Source organism: Ketobacter alkanivorans (assembly GCF_002863865.1).
Classification (GTDB): domain Bacteria; phylum Pseudomonadota; class Gammaproteobacteria; order Pseudomonadales; family Ketobacteraceae; genus Ketobacter; species Ketobacter alkanivorans.
Map to the genome: position 1 here is coordinate 4,631,923 of NZ_CP022684.1, position 22,258 is coordinate 4,654,180.

19 protein-coding genes are annotated in these 22,258 nt (G+C 51.7%); 5 read left to right on the forward strand and 14 right to left on the reverse strand.

Features of this window, described 5'->3' with window-relative positions; genetic code table 11:
- Positions 1–186 precede the first annotated feature (186 nt).
- Positions 187–2,391, forward strand: a complete 2,205-nt coding sequence (gene glgB, locus Kalk_RS19795; protein WP_101895901.1) for a 1,4-alpha-glucan branching protein GlgB — start codon at positions 187–189, stop codon at positions 2,389–2,391.
- Here the strand turns inward: glgB and pgi are convergent.
- Positions 2,385–4,043, reverse strand: a complete 1,659-nt coding sequence (pgi, locus tag Kalk_RS19800) for a glucose-6-phosphate isomerase (protein ID WP_101895902.1) — start codon at positions 4,041–4,043, stop codon at positions 2,385–2,387. The two genes, glgB and pgi, sit on opposite strands and share 7 nt — an antisense overlap.
- A 185-nt stretch (positions 4,044–4,228) precedes the next feature.
- Here pgi and glgA point away from each other — a divergent pair, with 185 nt between their 5' ends.
- The 3 genes from glgA to gap are packed head-to-tail and all read left to right on the forward strand — an operon-like array spanning position 4,229 to position 7,701.
- Positions 4,229–5,671: a glycogen synthase GlgA gene (glgA, locus tag Kalk_RS19805; protein ID WP_101895903.1), complete on the forward strand. Its 1,443-nt coding sequence runs from the start codon at positions 4,229–4,231 to the stop codon at positions 5,669–5,671.
- 3 nt (positions 5,672–5,674) lie between these two features.
- On the forward strand, positions 5,675–6,658 hold the full coding sequence (locus tag Kalk_RS19810) for a carbohydrate kinase family protein (protein ID WP_101895904.1): 984 nt from the start codon (positions 5,675–5,677) through the stop codon (positions 6,656–6,658).
- 38 nt (positions 6,659–6,696) lie between these two features.
- Positions 6,697–7,701, forward strand: a complete 1,005-nt coding sequence (gene gap / locus Kalk_RS19815) for a type I glyceraldehyde-3-phosphate dehydrogenase (RefSeq protein WP_101895905.1) — start codon at positions 6,697–6,699, stop codon at positions 7,699–7,701.
- A 24-nt stretch (positions 7,702–7,725) separates the two neighbouring features.
- Here the strand turns inward: gap and Kalk_RS19820 are convergent, their stop codons facing one another.
- From Kalk_RS19820 to arsC, 12 genes are all read right to left on the reverse strand, one after another.
- Positions 7,726–9,102, reverse strand: a complete 1,377-nt coding sequence (locus Kalk_RS19820) for a serine/threonine-protein kinase (RefSeq protein ID WP_101895906.1) — start codon at positions 9,100–9,102, stop codon at positions 7,726–7,728.
- Between the two features lie 15 nt (positions 9,103–9,117).
- Positions 9,118–9,999, reverse strand: coding sequence for a c-type heme family protein (locus tag Kalk_RS19825; protein ID WP_101895907.1), 882 nt, complete (start codon positions 9,997–9,999; stop codon positions 9,118–9,120).
- A gap of 17 nt (positions 10,000–10,016) precedes the next feature.
- Positions 10,017–10,931 (reverse strand): hypothetical protein, encoded by a 915-nt coding sequence (locus Kalk_RS19830; RefSeq protein WP_101895908.1) that lies wholly within the window; start codon positions 10,929–10,931, stop codon positions 10,017–10,019.
- Between the two features lie 112 nt (positions 10,932–11,043).
- Positions 11,044–12,402, reverse strand: a complete 1,359-nt coding sequence (locus tag Kalk_RS19835) for a DUF58 domain-containing protein (protein WP_101895909.1) — start codon at positions 12,400–12,402, stop codon at positions 11,044–11,046.
- Positions 12,403–12,405: 3 nt separating this feature from the next.
- Positions 12,406–13,386 carry an AAA family ATPase gene (locus Kalk_RS19840; RefSeq protein WP_101895910.1) on the reverse strand — a complete coding sequence of 327 codons (981 nt, stop codon included), beginning with the start codon at positions 13,384–13,386 and terminating at the stop codon, positions 12,406–12,408.
- Positions 13,383–14,654: a DUF4350 domain-containing protein gene (locus Kalk_RS19845; protein ID WP_101895911.1), complete on the reverse strand. Its 1,272-nt coding sequence runs from the start codon at positions 14,652–14,654 to the stop codon at positions 13,383–13,385. The genes Kalk_RS19840 and Kalk_RS19845 overlap by 4 nt, the downstream gene beginning before the upstream one ends.
- Positions 14,651–16,183 (reverse strand): DUF4129 domain-containing protein, encoded by a 1,533-nt coding sequence (locus Kalk_RS19850; RefSeq protein WP_101895912.1) that lies wholly within the window; start codon positions 16,181–16,183, stop codon positions 14,651–14,653. Before Kalk_RS19850 ends, Kalk_RS19845 begins: the two co-directional genes overlap by 4 nt.
- Positions 16,170–17,168 carry a stage II sporulation protein M gene (locus Kalk_RS19855; RefSeq protein ID WP_101895913.1) on the reverse strand — a complete coding sequence of 333 codons (999 nt, stop codon included), beginning with the start codon at positions 17,166–17,168 and terminating at the stop codon, positions 16,170–16,172. The genes Kalk_RS19850 and Kalk_RS19855 overlap by 14 nt, the downstream gene beginning before the upstream one ends.
- On the reverse strand, positions 17,165–17,845 hold the full coding sequence (locus tag Kalk_RS19860; RefSeq protein ID WP_101895914.1) for an RDD family protein: 681 nt from the start codon (positions 17,843–17,845) through the stop codon (positions 17,165–17,167). Before Kalk_RS19860 ends, Kalk_RS19855 begins: the two co-directional genes overlap by 4 nt.
- 9 nt (positions 17,846–17,854) lie before the next feature.
- Positions 17,855–18,226, reverse strand: coding sequence for a DUF2069 domain-containing protein (locus tag Kalk_RS19865; protein WP_101895915.1), 372 nt, complete (start codon positions 18,224–18,226; stop codon positions 17,855–17,857).
- Between the two features lie 12 nt (positions 18,227–18,238).
- Positions 18,239–18,832, reverse strand: a complete 594-nt coding sequence (wrbA, locus tag Kalk_RS19870) for an NAD(P)H:quinone oxidoreductase (RefSeq protein ID WP_199767972.1) — start codon at positions 18,830–18,832, stop codon at positions 18,239–18,241.
- Positions 18,829–19,173 carry an arsenate reductase (glutaredoxin) gene (gene arsC / locus Kalk_RS19875; RefSeq protein ID WP_101895916.1) on the reverse strand — a complete coding sequence of 115 codons (345 nt, stop codon included), beginning with the start codon at positions 19,171–19,173 and terminating at the stop codon, positions 18,829–18,831. Before arsC ends, wrbA begins: the two co-directional genes overlap by 4 nt.
- Positions 19,174–19,269: 96 nt before the next feature.
- Here arsC and Kalk_RS19880 point away from each other — a divergent pair, with 96 nt between their 5' ends.
- Positions 19,270–20,529 carry a YihY family inner membrane protein gene (locus Kalk_RS19880; protein ID WP_158643610.1) on the forward strand — a complete coding sequence of 420 codons (1,260 nt, stop codon included), beginning with the start codon at positions 19,270–19,272 and terminating at the stop codon, positions 20,527–20,529.
- Here Kalk_RS19880 and Kalk_RS19885 read toward each other — a convergent pair.
- Positions 20,516–22,057, reverse strand: coding sequence for a hypothetical protein (locus tag Kalk_RS19885; protein ID WP_101895918.1), 1,542 nt, complete (start codon positions 22,055–22,057; stop codon positions 20,516–20,518). The genes Kalk_RS19880 and Kalk_RS19885 overlap by 14 nt on opposite strands.
- Positions 22,058–22,258: the final 201 nt, after the last annotated feature.

A 22,258-nucleotide genomic window follows, 5' to 3' on the forward strand; every position in this document is an offset into this window, starting at 1 on the left:
CAAAAGAGTGGTTACTAGGTAATGTAGTCTCTAAAAGGTAAATCGAATTCATTTGGAATCGAAATAACTATCAGTTATATAAATTTGATCAGCGATTGATGTTAAGGTTCCATTCTCTTTACGTACTGGAGCGCTGTGTGCATAGCTTCAGGTATAAAAGCTAAAACAGGGTCACGGGAAAGTATCATGCCAGCCATTAAACACCTTTCATCAGTGTCGAGCGCTTTGCAGGCGGACGTTACTCGTATCCTGCATGCCTGCCATCATGATCCCTTTACGGTGTTAGGTGTCCATGTTGATGCCGGTCGGACTCGAATGTTGGTTTTCCGCCCCAATGCTGACTTTATTTGGGTCACCCTCGATGGGGAGCGCACTCAAATGAACCAAATTGATGAAAGCGGCCTTTTCTATCTGGAAGGTGATGTCACGAAGTGGGGTAGGCATCCTAGCTTGGTTGAGCATGTTGATGGACAAGAATGTACGTTTATCGACCCATATACCTTTTGGCCTCAGCTGTCCGAGCAATGGTTGGATGATTTTCATACTCAGGAATGTTTTGATGCCTACAAAGTGATGGGAGCCAGACCATGGGAGGTGGACGGCATCAAAGGTGCGCTGTTTTCCGTTTGGGCTCCCAATGCCGAGCGGGTCAGTGTGGTCGGGGATTTCAATGGTTGGGATGGGCGTGTTCACCCTATGCGGAGCCGTGGACAAAGCGGTGTTTGGGAACTGTTCATTCCAGAATTTAGCGAAGGCTTGCTGTATAAATTCGAAATAAGAGCGCGGGATACAGGCCAAATATTTGTTAAAACTGACCCGTATGGCCGCTTTTTTGAGTTGCGTCCTAACTCCGCTGCTCGCTATACGGCAGTTGATAGCTATCAATGGCAGGATGACCTGTGGCTGCAAAAGCGATCCAAATCTGATTGGCTCCACAGCCCGCAGTCCATTTATGAGGTGCATGCCGGATCGTGGCGCCGCCAGGATAACGGTGACTTTCTAAATTATCGCGAACTGGCCCATGAACTGGTTCCCTATGTTAAGGATATGGGGTTCACCCACATCGAGTTATTACCCATTACCGAGTTTCCGTATGACGGTTCCTGGGGCTACCAGGTAACGGGCTTTTTCGCCCCGACCAGCCGCTTCGGAGCGGTTGATGACTTCAAGTACTTCATCGATTTTTGCCACTGCAATGGTATTGGTGTGATATTGGATTGGGTGCCTGCGCACTTCCCCAAGGATGCTCATGGATTGGCTCGCTTCGATGGCAGCTGTTTATATGAGCATGATGACCCTCGTCGTGGTGAGCATAAGGATTGGGGTACTCTTATATTCAATTATGGGCGTAACGAGGTACGTAACTTTCTGTATTCAAGCGCACTTTTTTGGTTGGAAGAGTTCCATCTTGATGGTTTGAGAGTCGATGCGGTGGCTTCGATGTTGTACTTGGACTACTCCCGAGAAGAGGGGGAGTGGGCTCCCAATCAGTTTGGTGGTAATGAGAATCTGGATGCCATCCATTTTATCCGCCGTACCAACGAGCGGGTGCATCAGGATTTTCCTGGGGTGTTAATGATGGCGGAAGAATCTACCGCTTGGCCGCAGGTATCCAGACCTGTGTATTTAGGTGGTCTGGGTTTCAGTATGAAATGGAACATGGGCTGGATGAATGACACGTTGCGGTATGTGAGTCAGGATTCAATACACCGTAAGTATCATCATGAGAACCTTACCTTCAGTCTGTTGTACGCTTTTTCAGAAAACTTTGTGCTGCCGTTGTCACATGATGAAGTTGTTCACGGTAAGCGCTCTTTGCTGGAAAAAATGCCGGGTGATGATTGGCAGAAGTTCGCCAACTTACGGTTGTTGTTTACCTATTTGTTCACCCATCCGGGCAAGAAGCTGTTGTTTATGGGGGGGGAGTTTGGCCAGGGTAGAGAGTGGTGTCATGATCGAGCTCTTGACTGGGAGCTGCTGGAGCATGAGTGGCAGAGAGGCGTGCAATCGGTAGTGCGAGACTTGAACCGGCTGTACCAGACGCTTCCGGCCTTACATCGGTACGATTTTGAAGGCAAAGGCTTTGAGTGGGTTGATTGCCATGACAGTTCGCAATCTGTCATCAGCTACATGCGTAAGAGTGAGGCGGGTTGCGTGCTGGTGGTATTGAATTTCACCCCCGTTGTGCGCGAACACTATCGCATTGGGGTGCCCGAATTGGTGCAGTATCGCGAAATATTCAATTCTGATTCAATGTTTTATGGCGGCAGTAATGTGTCCAATGGAACCCACATTGCAGCTGAAAACATTGCTCATATGAACCAATCGTTTAGTGTTAGCTTAACGCTGCCCCCGCTGGGAGGTATCATCCTGCAGGGGCCAGATCAGTAATAGTAACTGGTCTCCTCTTGCACTGGATCGGCCGCTTCAGGTTCTTGCTTTTTATCGGCTTCCCATTGCCTGAAAAGTTTGAACAATCCCTGTGTGGAAACGTCGTGGATGTTGATTGTGTCTGCCGTTTGATCAAGCTCGAAGGATTCATTGTAGCGTTTAGTTAGCTCAGTACCCCAATGGGTGAATGGGTTGATGTTCCAAATCACGCTGCGAACGAAGGCGATGTGTTCATACAGCGCCAGTAGCTGCCCCAGGCTGCGGGGCGACAGGGTTTTCATCACTATGCTGGTAGATGGTTTGTTGCCCGGTAGTGCTTGATCATTGGTGTCTGAGCTGGGCTGGGTAAGTTTGCAGTTCTGATCGCCAAGCATCAGTGCTTCTGCTTGCGCCAAAAACTGCATGAAGGCGTGACGATTGCTGCCAGCGAGAGGTTCGCTGGCGACAACTATAAAGTCCGATGGAATAATGTGAGTGCCCTGATGCAAGAGCTGGAAGTATGTGTGCTGGCTGCTGCTGCCAGCGGTACCCCAAATAACAGGGGCTGTCTGATAATTCACAGGGTTACCAGACATGTCGATGGATTTACCATTGGCTTCCATCAAGCAATGTTGTACCAAGGTAGGGAATAGTTCCAGCGACTCGCTGTAGGGCAAGATCGCATGGTGCGCAGCTTGCCAGAAGTTTGTGTACCAAATGCTGAGCAGCGCCAGAACCACCGGTGCGTTGGCCGAGAGTTCGGTATTGTGGAAGTGTTGATCCATAGCGTTGGCACCGGCCAGGAATTCGTCAAATCTTTCCATGCCAACTGCAAGCGCCAACGGTAGTCCAGCGGCAGCCCACAGTGAGTAACGTCCTGGCAGCCAATCCCAAACCGCTAGTATGTTATCCTGATGAATGCCAAATTGCCTGGCTGCTTCGTTATTGGCCGTGATACCGACAAAGTGGCGATCGAGTGCGAAGCGGGTGTTGCTGTGTTTCTGAATCCATTCTTTGGCAACTAAGGCATTGTTCATGGTTTCTTGCGTGGAAAAGCTTTTACTGGAGACAATGAACAGCGTGGTATCTGCCTGTAGGCGGGATAAAAGCTGCTGAAAGCGCCTGGAATCGGAGTTGGAAACGAAGTGAATTTGAATGGAGTTGGTCTGGAAGGGGCCGAGTGCTTTGCAAATGGCCTCCGAGCCGTTGGCAGCGCCACCAACCCCAAGTGTTACTACATCAGAGATGGGTTTGTCGCTGAATCCGCGCCACTTCCAAGAACGCACGTCGTTGCATATTCTGCCCATTTTGAACAGATTATCCCGAATCTGGGAAGAAATATCGTCGCCTGCGATGCTGAGGGGGGTTAACGCCCGCTCCCTCAATGCCGGGTACGGAATGGGCTTTAAACCGTTACTCAAACTATTGGCCCTGAACAGGTTGTCGATGGCTTCCGGCAGTTTTTGGGCCTTGGCCAATTGTAGTAATGTCGCCATCACCGGCCGGGTTACGAAGTTCTTGGAGTAATCGATGAACACATCATCACAGTTGATGGAGAACTGTTGGAAACGGTTTGGATCGGCTTTAAACAGCTCACTGAGGCGAGTGTTGTGAAGCTCAGCGCGCATCAGTTCAAGCTTCTGCCACTCGGGTGTGGAAGTGGGGTTGTTCATCACCTTTTTCCTCGGGTTGTCGCTTTACTTTTCCGAGCATAGTGCCAAATAATGACATTTTGCTTGATCGTCATCAATGGATGCACTTGCAGATTGCCCTTCGTCGGAAATGTTTGTCATGATAGAGTAGTTTATTAGTGTTACTGTTTTTAGCTTGTTCGCGATAGGGATCAAATCGCACCTCCATGAATATATTATTCGCCACCAGTGAGCTTTACCCTCTGGTCAAAACCGGCGGTTTGGCCGATGTTTCCTACTCTTTACCTCTGGCCTTGCAACAGCTGGGTGAGTCCGTGACGGTGGTTATGCCCGGCTATCGCTCAGTAAGGCAGAAGTTAGGCCAGCCCTTGAGACAATATCGGTTCCAGGATGATTTCCTGTACCCTGACATGGTTTTGGGGGAATATTTCGATGATCGCCTGTCTATGCGATTGTTGCTGGTGGAATCGGACTCTCTTTACGATCGCGATGGTGGGCCATACGAGAATGCACTAAGCGAAGCCTGGGATGACAACCACGAACGTTTTGCCCAATTCTGTCGTGCGGTAACAAGTTTGTTGGGCGGTGGGTGCGCAGAGTACCCTGGCAAGTTTGACGTGGTGCACTGCAATGATTGGCAGACTGGGTTGATACCGGCGCTAGTAAATTATTTAGGCATTCCCATTAAAACAGTGTTTACCATTCATAACTTGGCGTATCAGGGCATTTTCAATTATGACGCTTTTCAACATTTGAGTTTGCCTGAGCAATGGTGGCATATCGATGGTGTTGAATTTTATGGCAATTTTTCATTTTTGAAGGCGGGTATTGTCTTTTCTGATTGGGTGACAACGGTCAGCCCTACCTACGCTGACGAAATTCTATGTGAGCCTGCGGCTTGTGGTATGGGTGGGTTGTTGCAGCACCATCAGAGCAAGTTGGTAGGTATTCTCAATGGAGCGGATTACACCGTCTGGAACCCTTCCTCAGATCCCAATATTTTGTTCCATTTTGACCCAGAGAGCATCGAAGAGAAAACCAAAAACAAATTGGATTTGCAGCGTCATATGGGGCTGCGGCTCAGCAAATCGACCCCGTTAATAGGTGTTGTCAGTCGGTTGGTTGATCAGAAAGGTGTTGATTGGATTTTGAGCGCAATGGATGCGATGCAGGGAGAGAAGCTGCAATGGGTGGTTCTGGGAACCGGTAGTAAGGAGTTTGAGCAGCGCTTTAGGGCGATGTCTGAAGCCAATCCTAAAACGATTGCGGTGGCTATTGGTTACGATGAAACGCTGGCCCACCGTATTGAAGCGGCCAGTGATCTTTTTGCGATGCCTTCGCGTTACGAGCCCTGTGGCCTGAATCAGATCTACAGTTTGCGATACGGCACTTTACCGATCGTACGTCGCACTGGTGGATTGGCTGATACGGTCGTGGATGCGGATGACGACGCCATACGTCAGGCGACGGCTACGGGGTTTGTATTCGACGAGCCCAGCGCAGAAGCGTTGACGGCTGTGGTGCGTCGAGCGATAGCGTTGTATAGCAAGCGTAAAACCTGGAAAAAAATTCAGCTTACTGCCATGGCTCAGTGTTTTGACTGGGGGCACAGCGCACAATCCTATTTGGAACTATATAAACAGGAGTAGTACATGCTCTACGATATCGTGGCGATTGGCAGTGCCACCGTGGATCAGTTTGCCGATACTGATTCAGAGCTGATCAAAATTGAAACGCCGACGATGCAGGAGAAGCTGATAGCGTTTCCCTTGGGCAGTAAAATTCTGGTTAAAGAGTTGAATTTGGCCGTAGGGGGAGGAGGCACCAATTGCTCAGTGACGTTTTCTCGCCTCGGTTTGAAGACTGCCTATCTGGGCAAGGTGGGTACTGATGGCAATGGTGACTTCGTTATCAGTAAGTTGCAACAGGAGGGCATAGATTTTATTGGCCCCCGTGAGGGCACAACGGGGTTGTCCATCATATTGAACAGCTTTGCTCATGACCGAACTATCCTGGCCTACAAAGGCTGTAACAATAATTTGCGGCTGGAAGAAATCGAACCGTTTGAAACGAAGTGGGTGTATTTGGCCAGCATGCTGGGGCAGAGTTTTGAAACCATAGTGTCTTTGCTGGCAAAACACGAGTATCGCGTGGCGTTTAACCCCAGCAACTATCAGGCTGAATTGGGGTGGAAGGCATTGCAGCCGCTGCTGGATCGAGTCGAAATACTGGTGATGAACCTGGAGGAAGCCTGCAAGTTTTTAGGGCTGCTGTATCAGGAGCGCCCAGAAGCTAAAGCGCTATTGAAGAAGATGTCCGAGTTGCCGCCAAGAATTTTTGTTATTACTGATGGCGGTGAGGGCGTACATGTATACGATCGACAACACTACTATCGAGCCTGGCCGAGAGAGGATCTTTCTGTTCTGGAGACCACCGGTGCAGGTGATGCATTTGCTTCGACCTTTACAGCGGCCTGCCTGATGGATGAGCCTATCGAGCAAGCGATCCATTTAGCCATGACCAACGCGGAATCGGTGTTGATGTACCAAGGGGCTAAAGAGAAATTGTTGAGCCGTGACGAGCTATACCGACAGGCACAAGCCGTGCAACGACGAATTGAGAAAGAACCCGCCTAGCTTGAATAACGCAGTGCTTACTTATGCAGGAGTTTGTTATGAAAAAAGTTGCGATTAATGGCCTTGGTCGAATTGGCCGCTTGATGTTACGTGAATATATCATCAATCGACCGTCATCTTTTCAGATTGTTGCGGTCAATGATCTGGTGACCGCTGAGAATATTGCTTATTTATTAAAGTATGATTCGGTGCATGGCCGTTTTGATTTCGACATCGAGCATGGTGAAGATCATCTTACATTGGGCGGAGAAACCATTAAGTTCTTCCATGAATCGGATCCTCATAATCTACCATGGGATACCTTGGATATTGACTTGGTTATCGATTGTACCGGGGTTTTTGTACACCATGATAAGGCAGCGTTCCATCAAGAGGCGGGGGCCAAACGGGTGTTGATTAGCGCGCCATCAGAGACCGCTGATTTGACTTTGGTGCTGGGCGCTAATGATCAGGAATATGATCCAGCTGTTCACACTATTGTGTCTAATGCATCCTGTACCACCAACTCGCTGGCTCCCAGTCTTAGAGTACTGAACGATGCCTTTGGTATAGAGAGTGTGATGGTTACCACGGTGCATGCCTACACTGTTTCTCAGGGAATGGTGGATGAGCCCAGTAAAAAAATGATTCGTGGCCGGGCTGGCGCAGTGAATATTATTCCCACCAGCACCGGATCAGATAAGGCTACCGAGTTGGTGTTGCCAGAGTTAAAAGGAAAGATCTCGGCCATGGCCCTACGGGTTCCGGTACCAGATGGCGCTATTACTGACGTGGTTGCGTTGCTTAATACCACAGTAACAGCAAAGGAAGTCAATCAGGTATTAAAAGCCGCATGCGAAAATCAGTTGGATGGTGTGCTGGGTTATACCGACGAGCCATTGGTGTCGACGGATATACTCGGTGATACTCGTTCCGGCATCGTGCATTCCTTATCTACTCGGGTCATCAATGGCAATATGGTGAAAGTGCAGATTTGGTACGATAACGAATACGGTTATGCCTGTCGCTTGCTGGATGTTGCCGGTTTGATGACAGCTGATTAATCAGCTGTCAGGGCTTGAGAAAGGTTATAGCTTGCTGGCCCGAGATAAAAACTGGTTGCGTTCAACCTGGTCCGGTATGTGTCGGGCCAGGGCTTCCACCAGATCTGCCATGGAGCCGTGTTGCTTGCTCATTTTCTTTACCAGCCTGCTCGCCAGAGGGCCGACGTGATAGGCGAGTATCTCGGAAACCTGTCCCAGCTGCGCTTCGGTTATGGCAGAAGCCATTTGGGTGGGTTGATTGGCGCTGTGGGAATGACCTAAAGAACTGCTCTGGGAGCCTGCAGCGGGCTCTGCTTTGGAGATGCTGCTCTTTTCTACCGATAGCATGAATTGACTTCGTTCATCCTCATTAGGGATATGGCGAGTCAGGTTTGCCATCAACTGATCCAGGCTGGAGGCTGAACGACTGTTCTTTTTGACCAGCAGCTTGGCCATGGGGCCAACATAGCGCGCCAGGGAGTGTTCCAGAGATTGCAGTAAATCATCGCTCCACTGACTGGAAGAGAATGCATTGGTTTCAACAGGAGCCTTGGCGACATAATCCAGAGGTCTGGGAAAATGGGCCGTGGTGGCCAGAGTCAGATCCATGTCCTCGATCGATCTGAGCTGATCTATAAACAACTGGCTGGATTGGTAGCGGTCACTGGGGTTAGGCTGCAGGCTACGATGTAGAATGGGTTTAATGGAGCGAATGCTTTGCCCTGAAAGGTGGCGCACTTCATTAAGTTTATCCAGATTTTGTTCCAGTGATCGCTCGCGAGAGGGGCGTTCTTTGGTTAGTAATTCGTAATACAGTACTGCCACACTGTACAAATCTGAGCGGGCGTCCACCTGGCGGCCCTGCAACCCCTCTGGAGACATATAGTTTGGTGTGCCCACCATAAAACCAGTACTGGTTAAGTCAGATGTATCCAATCTAGCCACACCAAAATCCGAGACTTTTACGTTGCCGTTTTCCAGCAGGATGATGTTGGCGGGCTTTATGTCGCGATGCACTATGCCTTTGTCATGGGCATGGCCGAGAGCTTGCAATACCTGAATGCAGATGTCGGTAGCGGAGGGTAGCGAGATGAAGGTATCGCTTTTCAGGTGGGCTTTGAGCTCGATGCCTTCCACGTACTCCATAACGATGTAGGGCGCACCGTCTGCTCCGAAATCGAAAATGGTGACGATGTTGGGATGCAGACAGCGAGCAGCGGCTTTCGCCTCTTGCAGAAACCGGACTTCCAACTCTGCCCCCTGATCGCCCTGGCGCAGATGCTCATGGAGCACCTTGATGGCTACCTGGCGTTCAATCTGACTGTCACACGCTTTATAAACGACGCCCATGGCTCCGCTACCCAGGATGCGTTCGATGTCGTATTTGGCTATGCGCTGTGGTGGCAAATGGTTACTGCTCATGGTTAATTAATATCGTTAGTCAATGGTTTCATCCAGCATTTGCACGGCGTTGCTAAGGCTGCGGTGCATGCGGTTAAACGAACGGCCCAAGGATGAAATTTCATCGCTGCCCTTCACGGCCAGCTCTTCTACGTTGAGGTTGCCAAGACTGATTTCATCGGCCTTGCTGGACATGGCTTGTACTGGTTTGATTACGATAAAGTGTAGCAGCATGTTGAGAACGACGGCGATGATCAGGAAAATACCGATCAGGGCCCCCATAAAGGTCATAAAGGTTTGCTCGGCTCGGGCCAATGGCAGTGACATAGGCACGGAGACCACCTGAGCGCCTATGGTTTCGTTCAGTTTCCAGCCGAAGCCGTTGCTTGAGCCGTAGGTGTTGATCAGGGTCTCTGGTGCTTCCGCCGGTGTGCTGTGGCAGGCAAGGCAGCCTGGATTCTTGATGGTGATGGGGCGGCTCAGGTACAGCTGGCGGCCTGTAGGGGTGTCCCGCTCGCCGATCAGCTCTTCGTTGCCGTCGTGGTTGCGGAACCAATTGACGATGTCCGCTTCCCATTCTGTGGCCCGGTTTGCCGGGTTTGTTGGGTTCAGAGTGGCTTCTTTGTAGCTGTATTCCTCATGGGATTCTTGTAGTTTCTTGATGTATTGGGCGGCCGCGTAGGCGGGCACTGTTTGTGGAATAAAGCTGCGACGCTGCTGAACTTTAAGTAGCGGCTTTACTTCGTTTACCGTATAGGCCCTTACCGCGATGGCACTTTCCATCATGATGCGCGCCATATCCAGCACTTCTTCGCGCGCGTTTTGCTGCAGTATTTTGTTGCTCACAAAGCCAGAAACCAACAGGCCGATTAGGGTGATGCCGAACAGTACCAAGTTGAACTTTAAGCGTAATCCCATGGGTTACTCCGTGTTATCTAGCGTGCGCCAACGAGTTGATTGCAGGTCTTCCATGTGGCAAAGGCCTGGGGAAAGTGAGCAACAGAGAGAGTGTGCGTTCGGGCTTCGGACACAGGCCAAGTTGGCCAGAAGCCTAAGACTACCTTGACGTTGTCAGCTGTCATAAGTGCATCAGTGAGGGTTTTTTTCTTTTTGGAAATGGTGATATTAGTGTCTTTTACCAAGGTTTCCAATTGGATGTGGGTGCCGTTATCAAGGAACAGGCCGGTATCTTTGTAGCTTAGATCGATGTCCGATTTGGTATGAATCATCCAGTTGGCTTGGGTTAGTTGTAGAAACAGGATGGTCTTGCCGGCACCGTCTTCCATTTTGACCGGGATCGTTCTGAGTTCGCAGTCAGTTTGGTTGCTGGAGAGTAGCCATGTATTTTGTATGGTTATGGGCAGTTGATCCAAGGTGAATTCAAGTGGCGCAGTGGGGGCTGGAGCAGGGGCCGGTTGTTCAGTTTCGACATTGGGCTTGGTTGTTATGGCTGGTTTCACTGCTGGGGTCTGTGCTTTGGGTACTGACGCTGTCTGTGGTGGGCGTGAAGGGGCACGTAATGGCGTGCTTGGGTTAAGTGGCAGCTTTTCTTTTTTCGGTGCGACTGTTTTGGGGGCTGGTGCCTGGGGCGGTGTTGCCGCGTTGTTCTGGGCAGCCTGATCCTGTTTGAGTACTTCCTCAAAGGGGATGGCTTTGGGCTCTGGTGTGATCTCGGCGGTGGGTTTCGCTTCGGGCGCGCTGGCGTGTTCGTCTACCGCGGGCTCCGCTGGGGTGTCCAGCGCCGGTTGAGCTGACGACGGTGTGTTGTAGGCGCAGCCTTGCAGCAACGAGATACAAAGGGCAAGTGGAAGCGCTATCGCTGTTAGAGCGGGCTTGATAACCAGGTTCATGGGTTTGGTCCGATGAAAGCAAATGGCGAATGGGAATGTGTATTGTTGATATATAGTGGCTAATTAGGTGGAATTTGTAAAACGTAAAAATGCACATTAGAAATATTACTGTCTACAGCAATCCTTCTCGTTTTACTTCGAAATACTTGTTAATCAGTGCCACGGGCATCATTTTTGGGGTGCTGTTCACCGTGTGTAGCCCGGAATGATTGAATTCTTTGGTAATGGCGTGCCGACGCTCCATATACAGCTTGGTGCCGGTGTAACGCAGGGCGTCCTGGAAGCCATTGATAGGTTTGTCTAAAAGATCGTGTAGCTCAGGTTCTTCCAGGTTGGCGACCATGACCAGGTGCTTTTTCTGCAGCAGGGACAGGGCCGGCTTCAGGTCGTCGGCATTTTCATCCCGTATGTTGGAGAGCACAACGACCAAGGCCCGTTTGTTATGTCGGGTCATAATGGATCGAATGGCGCTGTTGTAGTCGCTGGCGCGGGTGCTGGGGCTTATGTCGTAGACGCAATTGAGTATTTTGGAGAGGTTGGCTACGCCTTTTACCGGTTTTAGCCAGCGCTCGTCACCCCCAAAGCTCATCAAACCGACAGCGTCGCCCTGTTTGAGGGCGGCATAACTCATCAGTAACATCGCGTTCAAGGCGTGATCAAGGTGGCTGTGGTCGCCGTCCTTTGAGCGCATACGGCGACCACAATCGATCAGAAACAGGATCTGCTGATCTTTTTCATCCTGATATTCTTTGGATATTAGCTTGCGCTGGCGCGCGGTGGCGTTCCAGTCGATCTGGCGCAGGCTGTCCCCTTGGCGGAATTCTCGCAGTTGTTGGAACTCCATGCCTTCTCCGCGGCGCTGTTGTAAGCGGATACCCAGTTGGGCTGACTGTTGTTCCATGGACATCATGGCGTAGTTGGAGACGGCGGCGAAGTTGGGGAATACTTTGACGCTGCTGGGTTCGCCCACCAGCAGGCGACGCTGCCAGAACCCCAAGGGAGAGTGCAACAGTAGATCTGTGCTGCCGAAGTGATGATTGCCCCGTTCTTTAGCTCTTACCCGGTAGCGGAACTCTGTACCTTGTCTGGGGATCAGTAGACCTTTTTGATGGGCGTGTTCAGCCTCGCAGTGGGAGGGATGGTGGTCGAACACTTCGAGCCTGACCGCTCGGCGATAGCGGTGAAGCAGCCGAAGTTCAACGTCTGACCATACCCCCAGCGCCAGAGATTCACTGTGCTGACGCAGCACGCTAGGGGGCACCATGCGCAGTAACGCCACCGTATCGAATATTAGCAGGAAGGCGAGGGTGGCCCCTGATATTTGCCAGATGCGCTCAATCTGATGTTGCCACGCAACCGCGTCCCAGTCAGTAGGCATTATCTCTTTAGGCAGCCACATGCTCAGTGCGGCTGCAAACCCCATCAGGGCCCAACCACAGGCAAACCAGAATAGTCGATGTGTCGGTCTCATGGGTTACAGCCGGGGTGCTTCGACTTCCTGCAGCAACTGCTGCAGAGCCTGATCCACTTGCAATCCTTCGATTTCCATTTCAGCGGTCAGTGCCACACGGTGCCGCATAACCGGCAGGGCCATGACTTTTACGTCATCCGGCGTCACAAAGTGGTTGCCCTGTAACAGTGCATTGGCACGGGCGGCGCGGATCAGGGCAATGCTGGCTCGTGGGCCTGCTCCGTGGGCAAAGCTGTGCCATTGGCGTGAACTGCGAGCTATGCGTACGGCGTAGTCGAACACGGCATCATCCACCTGGATGTTGGCGGTGACCTGCTGGAGTTTAGGAATGTCGGAGGCATTCACTACCGGTTCGATGGCGGATACGCTCAGGGTATCTTGCACTTGTCCGGTGGTAACCTGTTTCACTAGGTTCTGCTCTTCGTCTTCATTGGGGTAATCGATCAGCACTTTCAGCATAAATCGATCCAGTTCTGCTTCTGGCAGCGGGTAGGTGCCTTCCTGCTCGATGGGGTTCTGGGTAGCCAGCACCATGAAGGGGGAAAGTGCAGGGAAGGGCTTGCCTTCGATGGTGATTTGCTTTTCTTGCATGACTTCCAGCAGGGCGGATTGGGTCTTGGCCGGGGCGCGATTGATTTCATCCGCCAGCAGCAGGTTGCAGAAGGCAGGCCCTTTACGGATTTTAAACTGTTCGGTTTTCATGTCGTAGAGCGCGTGGCCGGTGACATCAGAGGGCATTAGATCCGGTGTGAACTGGATGCGGCCAAACTGCCCGTGAAAGCATTTGGCGAGGGCTTTTACCAGCAGTGTTTTGCCCAGGCCAGGTACGCCTTCTACCAGTACGTGGCCGGAGGCAAGCATGGCGATCAACACCTGATCGATAACCTGTTGTTGCCCAACCACCACCCGTGCAATCTGCTCGCGCATGCGCTGTACCAGCTGGATGGCATCATTGAGTGTGATTGACTGGGTTGGCTCCGTCATAGTGCGTTCCTTATGATTTGTAATTGCGAAATCAGTTCCATCCAGGGGTGCTCCCGATGAGGGGACGGCTGGGTCATGGATTCTTGTATCTGCTGTTGGTTGAGTTTGCAGCGCTGGGTCAGCAGCTCGAGCCATTCGGCCTGATTTTGTGAGTAGGACAGATTGTGGTGTCGGCTCATTATCTGCTGAATATCCTGGCGTAGTTGATCCACCATGGTTTGACCCTGATGGTGATTCCAATCAAAGCGGGTAGCGGCTTCTATGTGTTCCAACCATTGTCGGTGCTCATTGCTGGGTTCTGGAATCAGTGGGCCAAAGCGCACCCAGCGCCGCCATCCCCAGATCAGAATCGTAAAGCCCAAACCAATTAGTAGATAAGGTGCAGTACGCCAGAGAATACCCAAGAGGTTTTCGCTTTCGTTGCTGCTGACAAACCAGATGATGTCGTCCTGCTTGACCAGTTGCCACAGTAGAAAGGCATGATCGTAGTCACCGATGCGGTCGTTATGCCAGATGGTGGGATCCATCAATACAGTGAGCTTTCCGGCTCCAACCTGATATTGCAAAAGTGCATTGGGCCAGCTTTCGCCAGTGCGAATGGCTTCGTCATATTCGTCGTCCAGTGTATAGCCACCCAGCGATTCGATCAGCAGAATGTCTTGGTTCCAAGTCACCTCAAACAAATCGTCGTAGTCGATAAATGCGCAGCTTTGGCCTGCCTCCGACTCTTCTGTCTGTTCAGTTACAGATTCAGTGTCGGTGGATTCTAGGGCGGCAGATTCGTTAACGCTTTCAGGCATTTCGTCGAATGCTGCGTCTTCTGGATATTCTTCTTCGTAATCATCATCGTACTCTTCTTCCTGGTAATAGAAACGTATGCCAAAGCTGTCGAGGAAAGGGTCTGCGGATTCTGAATCGAAATCCCATTCTTCCTGGGCGGTGACGATAAGGTGGCCGCCACCGTGCATCCAGTCCATCAGTTTTTGCCGGGTGGCAGGATTCCCGATGGTGCTGGAGTTAAACAGTACCAGTGCGTCGTAGGGCTTTAGTTTTTCTAATACCGGATGCAGGTTGAAAGAGCGATGAGATTCCTTTTGCTGCTGATCTAGCAGAGCTTGCGCCGCGTACCAAGGGTTGAGGATAACATCGACGGTGGCCCCGTCATCCACGTGACGGGTGTAACGTTCAATGTTTGAGGCTATCCAAGCTATACCCGCGCCTAGGATCAGCAGTGCTACAGCGATGATGGCCAGGCTGCGCTTATTCATGAAGATGAGCCCCCGGTACTGGAATCATCAAAAAAGCTGGGCCAGGTGGAGCAGAGATTGGCAAACTCATCGTCGCTGATGTGGTTGTGCGCATAGGCTAGGTTGATCCAATGCCCGGTGAGGCGCTGGAAAAAATGCCCACGCTGTTGCGGTTCCTGTTGCAGGCAAAGTCGCAAGCATTCCTGTTCGGTATGGCTGCTATTAAGGGGCAGGTGCCGTTCATGAACGAGGAAGGTGAGCGCAGCCCTGTAGAGCAGGCTCAATGCCTGGCGAAACTGTTGCTGTTGCCACAGCGACTGGGCTGCAGCAATCACATCCGCTGGCAAAGTGTCCTGATTCAGTTCCAGCCCGAATAGATGGCTTGGCGGTGCCGGGTGTTCCTTACGGCTAGCGTTAATGTTAGGTACACGCAGGTGACGGAAGCGGTAGATGAGGTATGCAAAAACGGCGATTACCAACCCCCACATGAGTACTTCCAGCACGCTGATAATCATCGTGGCGTAGGGGCTTATATCCCCCAGAAATTGGGTGCCTTCCAGAAAATCGACCACCCACTTGCCCAATTTGCTCCAGAAGCTTTCCATGTCTTCGTCTGCTTCTGGCGTCGGTGTGTCTTTCCAGCGCCAACCCGCATCCTCCCGCATTTGATGAAATTCGTCTCCCTCCAGGATGTCAAAAATCATCTGCTGGGTTTCATCACGGGAAAGTTCTGCCTGGGCCGGTTGCGGTGCAGTTGTCAGCGATAGCGTGAGAAAGGCAGCCAACACAAGGCCGATCGCTTTGCTGCCTTTGGCCAGGTGATCATTGCTTAACTGGCGGAACGTGAGCTCGATATCCCAGGCTTCAAGCCAGGTGCGGCGATTGATGTACAGCATAAACCCACCGCAAACATAAAATGGTGATGCCAGTGCCATGGCAACAAAACCAGCCCAGGTTATGGTGGGGAACAGCATGGGGCTGGATAGCAGCATATCAAGGTCAAAATCGATATCCATTTCCATGGGTATGAACATCCAGGCCAGACTGAAAATCGCGATGATAAAGAGGCTTTCGAGGCTGTTGCCTACCACGGTCAGCCATAAGCCGGATGAACCTGCGCCTCGGTGTAAGGTGGCAAGCCGTTGGCTGCGTCGCTGGCCGTGCAATTGCTCCAATTCACCGACGGGCATATTGAGTGATCGTGAAAGGGATAAGCGTTGCAGTACCAGTTTGGAAAACCATTGGTGCAGCGCGATGTTAAAAGTCTGTTTCAGCGTGTCCTGCCAGCGAGCATTGTCGTCAAATAGCTTTTCGGATATGTAGCGCAGTTGAATGGACTCAAATAGCGGTTTTAGCCACCAGATCAGCAACAGTGACCAGAGCGGTTGATTGAAGAAAAGGGCGTAGCTCAGGCAGATCACCGGCAGTGCAGGAATCAGCCACAGCAAAAGAAGCGGTTTTAACCATTGGCGGGCCATGACAAAGCCCAGGTCTACGGCTTCGTAAGGATTGCGAGGGCGCACCTGCACGCTGATTTTACTCAGATCCACGGTGCGCTCCTCGGTTGAGGCCGGTATAGCCGAGGCTGAGATAAGACAACACCAGCAGCCAGAAGCTGCCTCCGGCTATGTATTTTGCGGAGTTGGACAGATAGCTGCTGGAAGACCAGAACGCTTCCACAAATGCAGCAATCAGCAGCAGGAAGAAGACGCCATACACCAGCGACATGGCTTCGCGCGCGGCTTTGATGAGGGATTGCTTGCGAGTGAGTCTGCCGGGGCACAGTAACCCATACCCCAGTTTGAGGCCTGCAGCACCGGCAATGGCAATACCGGTAAGTTCAAACGCACCATGGCCGATAACAAACGGAAAAAAGGTATCGGTGAAGCCCATATCGGTGAGGTAGCCCATAACAGCACCCAGTACGATGCCGTTGTACAACAGATTAAACAGGGCACCGATGCCTAAGACAAAGCCGCTGGCGAAAGTCTGAAAGCCAATGCCAATGTTGTTCTTGATATAAAAGCCGAACATGCTGAAGTCGTCCGCTGCGCTCCTTTGTTCCTGCATGAAAGCCTTGTTTGCAGGGTCATACATCTCGGTGAAATCACGCACAGCGCCTTCTGGGTACACGCTATAAATCAGGCTTGGATCGTAATAGGTCAGGGCGGCCATGATCAGCAGTGAGCCAAAAAACAGTAAACTGGACGCCCATATAAAGGTAAATTCACGACGCACTGTGGCGGGGAAGCCCACCAGAATGAAGTGCACGATGTTATACAGAATATTATTGTGGCTTTGATAAAGCTGTTGGTGTCCGCGCAGGGCCAGTTGGTTGAGTCGATCGATCAGGTAGGGGCTGTATTGCCGCTCTTGTGCCAGTGCTAGATGGTGGCACACCTGTCGATACTGATCTGCAAAACCGGTGACATTGGCTTTCTTTCTCAGCTGTTTGAACTGTTCCAACTCGTCCAGTGTGGTTTCAAATGCTTGCCAAATTGGCCGAAAGTGATTTTCGAACAGCTCTTGTTTCATCGTCCACCCCGTAACCAAGTGGCAACCCGCAGGATATGGTCGACCGCTTCCTGATTGTTGTGATGAAACACTGGTTGCAGATGGTTGGCCAGTTCTTCCTGTCGCTCCTGGGTAAGGGTGTTGCGACGTTCCACAAACGACAGAATCGCCCGCTGTTGCTTCAGATTCAGCGCTACCGGTGGCGGGGCGCTGTCGCTGGCGGGCCATTGGGGGGCCGTCTGCTGCTTTTCCCGAAAAATCACAATTGTGCCTGCTGCCAGATCTCCAATGCGTTTGAAATCCTGATTCATAATCATGCTGATCAGGCCTGCGATATAGCCAATGGGTAGAAAATCAACAATGCGGAGGAAGTTGCGAACAATGGAGGCCGACCAGCTCACCGGGGTACTGTCGTCGTTGACGACGGCAATGCCCATGGCTTTTTTGCCTGGAGTCTGCCCGTTATTCAATACCTCGAACAACACTGGATAGAACCACTCAAGTACAAAGGTGGATATCAGCCATAGGGCCATGCCCACTTTTCCCAGCAGTGTCAGGGCGATCAGCAGTGCGATCTGCACAGCGGTTCGAATCAGGCTGTCGATGGTAAACGCCAGACAGCGTACCAATGGTCCTGCGACCTGAATGTCCAGATCGATGTTTTCCGGTGTTTCCAGTTTCCGGTAAGTATCCAGCATGTGATTCAGTTAACTTATATTTTCCAGGCGAGCGTAATAGCGTGCAGCCATCATCGCCGCGCAAAACAGCCAAGTGGTGAGTATTGATTCAAGCGCACCCAGTATTCCCAACGTGGAGGGTAATGCGAAGGCGCTCATAATACCTTGACAGAAATAGAGCAAAATAACGAAGCAAAGCCAGATAAATACTTTGGGCTTGCGCGCCAGCAGGCCCGGTAGAAACAGCATTAACGGAATCGCATGGATAGCAATAATGGTCATGGCGTGCTCGGCCGGAAGCACGATGGCTCGCCATACCACGAACAGTACAATCAGGTTGGCCAGTGTTGCCAGGGTCATGGTGCGCGCCAGTTCGGCTTTTTTGGTCAGGGCTTCAGTCATATGTATACGGCTTCACTTCAGTTTGCTGGCCAGTTTGGCAACTCGTAAGCCCTGTGCCTGACACAGAGCGGTTTCGTGTTCATCCAGCGTTCGGCTGTTGTCTGCTCCGGCCCAATGGCTGGCACCATAAGGGGTGCCGCCGGCTTTGGTTTTGGTCAGGCCCGGTTCGCTGTAGGGTATGCCTGCGTATATCATGCCGTGATGCAACAGCGGCAGCAGCATCGAGAGCAATGTGGACTCCTGTCCGCCGTGCAAGCTACTGGTGGAGGTGAATGCGGAGGCTGGCTTGTCCACCAGGGCACCTTTCATCCACAGGGCGCTGGTGCTGTCCAGAAAGTACTTCAGTGGTGCCGCCATATTGCCAAACCGCGTGGGTGAGCCGAGAATCAGGCCATCGCAGTTCTCCAGATCGTCCATGTCGGCATAGATGTCTCCACTGACGGGAATGGCGGGCTTGCTGGCTTCCGTTTCACTGGACACCGGGGGCACGGTGCGCAATACGGCTTCGGCCCCGTGATGCTGCTCGACACCTCGGGCGATGGCTTTTGCCATGTCTCGAGTATGGCCGTTACGGCTGTAATAAAGGATCAATATACGACAGCTCACAGGATCTCCAGAACCTGTTCCGGCGGACGGCCCAGGGCGGCCTTATCGCCATTCACAACAATGGGGCGCTCAATCAGTTTTGGCGTGCTGACCATGGCTTTGATCAGCTGGTCGTCGCTCAGATCCGGGTTGTTCAGCCCCTGTTCCTTGTATTCCGCTTCTTTGGTACGCATCAATTCGCGGGGTTTCAGGCCAAGCTGCTTAAGAAGGGTTGCGATGGTTTTGGCATCCGGTGGCGTTTCCAGATACAGCACCACTTCTGGCTCAATACCTTGGTCTTTCAGTAGCTGGAGTGTTTCACGGGATTTGGAGCAGCGTGGGTTGTGATAAATTTTGGTCATGGCTGTATGGTATGCTTGTGTTTGATGATGTATATGTTGGGCTATTGTATAGGGTAATGGCCCCTTAATCACCCAATCTGAATTGAAGGAAAGAGTTTGGACGCACTGTTTGATGCCTACAAGCAATTTATAAAGTTACCCCCAGTTGCCTTTGTTGTGTACGTGGCTAAGTCCTTTCTTCACCACGGTAATGGTCGGTCTGCATTCTATTTGGCTTTTACCTCACTGTTTGCGGTGGTGCCGGTGATGACGGTGGTGTACTCCATTCTGGCGTTAATCCCCGAGTTAAAGGGGATGGAAAGCAAGATGCAGAACTTTATGTTTGAGCATTTTGTACCTGCCACCGGGTCTCAGTTGCAGGAGCACCTGCACGGATTTGCGCAGCAGGCTTCAAACCTCACCAGTATCGGCGTGATCATGCTGTTTGTGACGTCGGTGTTGATGTTGCGCAAAATCGAGAATTCCTTTAACACCATTTGGCACATAACAGAGGCCCGCAAAGGGGTGAATGGTTTTTTGCTGTACTGGGCGTTGTTAAGCCTGGGGCCGGTGATGATGGGGGGCGCGTTCGCGGTGTCGTCGTATCTGGCGTCTTTAAAGATGATATACGACATGGTGCCGTTGGCTGGCACGCAGACATTTGTGCTCAGTCTGCTGCCGATTCTGATGAGCGGTTTGGCCTTCTCGCTCGCCTATGTGGCGATTCCTAATACCCGAGTGCCGATACGGCATGGTTTGCTGGGCGGTCTGGTGGCGGCCATATTGTTTGATTTGGCACGCCGGGGTATGACGCTGTTTGTCAGCATGTTCCCCACCTACCATTTGGTGTACGGTGCGTTTGCCGCCGTGCCGATCTTTCTGATCTGGGTATTGGTGTCGTGGAATATTATGTTGCTGGGGGCTGAGATTGTGCAGGCCATGACCAGTTTTCAAGTGGATAAAAAGCGTTCCACGTCATCCCTGGGGAATTTGCTGGCGGTATTGGAGACGCTGTATCGCTTGCAGGGCAAGGGGGAGGTGATCGACGAGGTAGTGTTGCTGCAGAAAATGCCTTGGGTTTCAAACCGTGAGTGGGAGGCCTACACGGATACGCTTATCAATGTGCAGTTGATTCATCGCAATGGGGAGGGCGAAATCGCTCTGACCCGGGATCTGCACAAATACAGCTTGGCGCAGTTGTTTCGTGATTGTTTTGGCGACACCATCAAGATGGATCTGCAAAGCAATGAGGGATGGCAAGGCAGGGTGAACAAGCTCTATAAGGATGGTATGGATACCTGCCTGAGTGGTTGGGACATCCCTCTGGCTGAACTGTACGATGTCACTTCGGAATCAGTGGAGCCTAGTTCTCAATAACCTGTACGTCGAAAACTTCTACCTGTCGGGAACGCTGTTGTATTTGGCGAACATCCGCTGTGGCTGCTTCATGGTGGCCAACCGCCAGGATAGACACTTCTGAGCCGAGTTTCAGAGCGCCTGCTGGTGCCAGTATGCGTGTGGTAATGTAGTTGGATCGGCTGCGCAGCAAAATTAACAGCCCGTTGCGATCGGTGGCCTGTTCATCCTGTTTGCTGATGGTGATTTTTTTTACGTTGCCTCGTAGTCGTTCTATGCCGCATTCCGGCGCGTCCTCTCGCGATATCGCAGCCCAGCGCACCAAGCCCACCTCGAGCACTTTTTTGCCATTGATTTGGCGAATCATGGCCACCACCTGGCCTGCCTCAGGAAAGCGGGAGGGATCTCCGTTCAGCTTCACCCGAATACCCGTGGTGCTTTCATCCCGCCCATGAGACCAGGCTCGTTTTTCACTTCCGGAGTTGCGGTTTTGCAGCACATCCATCCGGCGTTGCGTGGGGTCCAGCATGGTGCAGATGTTTTCCAGCCCCCACACCAAACCGATTTGTTCATTAATATCATGACGCTCACCGCTGCGGTGAGGGTTTCTGGACCAGCATTGAGACAGACTATCCAGCAGCTCCACCGCTTGTTTTCGCTGCACATTTTGCAGACCGGTGAGGCGCAGAGATTCCCCGGATTTGATTGCGGTAAGGTGCCGATACAGAGTGTCCAGCAGGCGCGAGAGATCTAAAACCCGAGTGTCGGTAACGGTGCCTGGCAGGTTGCCAGGGATGTTTGCCGGCTGCAGGCATTCGGGCTCAACAAAATAGCATTCGCCGAGCTGGGTGATGTTCGCGGGTTCCATCAGATCCACCAGGCTGGCAAAGCGGGCGGTGTAGTCGCAAGTGCGCCACTGGTCTTCTGCGCTCATTGCATAGGGGGATGCCAACCCCATCAACAAGGATTGCTTGTACATATGGGATACGGTGCCTTGCTTACCTTCCGGGCAGGTAACGGGCTTGTCTTCCTGTTGCAGGTCGCAGGCCAGGAAGTACAGGTAATGAAATTCACGCCAGTGGGAACGCTTCAACATGCGGCCACGATTGTAGGAAAACAGGCCGTAGTAGTACTGATACAGCATGGCCATATACAACACCGTGGCAAACCCTGATGGACGCTTTTGGCGGGCCAGGGCATCTTTGATGATGTGTTTATAGGCAAAGCCCAGCTCCTGAATGAATTCCAGAAGATTATCCAGTTCGTTGGAATTGACGTCTTTCGAAAACAGGCTGCCGGTAAGCTGATTACGGTAATAGTCTAAAAAGCGCACAAACGCATAGTGGAAGGGGCTGACTATCTGCAGGCGCTTTGCGGGTGCCAGTGCAAAGCGATTGAAGGTGTGCAGGCGTCTAAACGCAAGGGTCAGGGCTGAGGGAATATCCACGTAGGGCAGGTCACGAATCTCATTACTGAGACGACGGTTGTCCGCGTCCAGCAGTAAATGCTGGGTACGTTCGGTTGTCGGAACTCTTAATGGACCATTCATCCGGTGCTGTCCTTCCTGGTGTTACTGAATCCTTCGATATCGTCGGCCGCTGTATCGACTGCGCAGTCAACCGATCTGGTGGTCAATTTTTGCACACTACAAATATCTTGGGAAGAGGGTTTTTACTGGCACTTATGTAAGCTGTCGCTGATAATTGAGTTAGTTCACTTACCTACCCATCAATCAGTGATACACAATCCA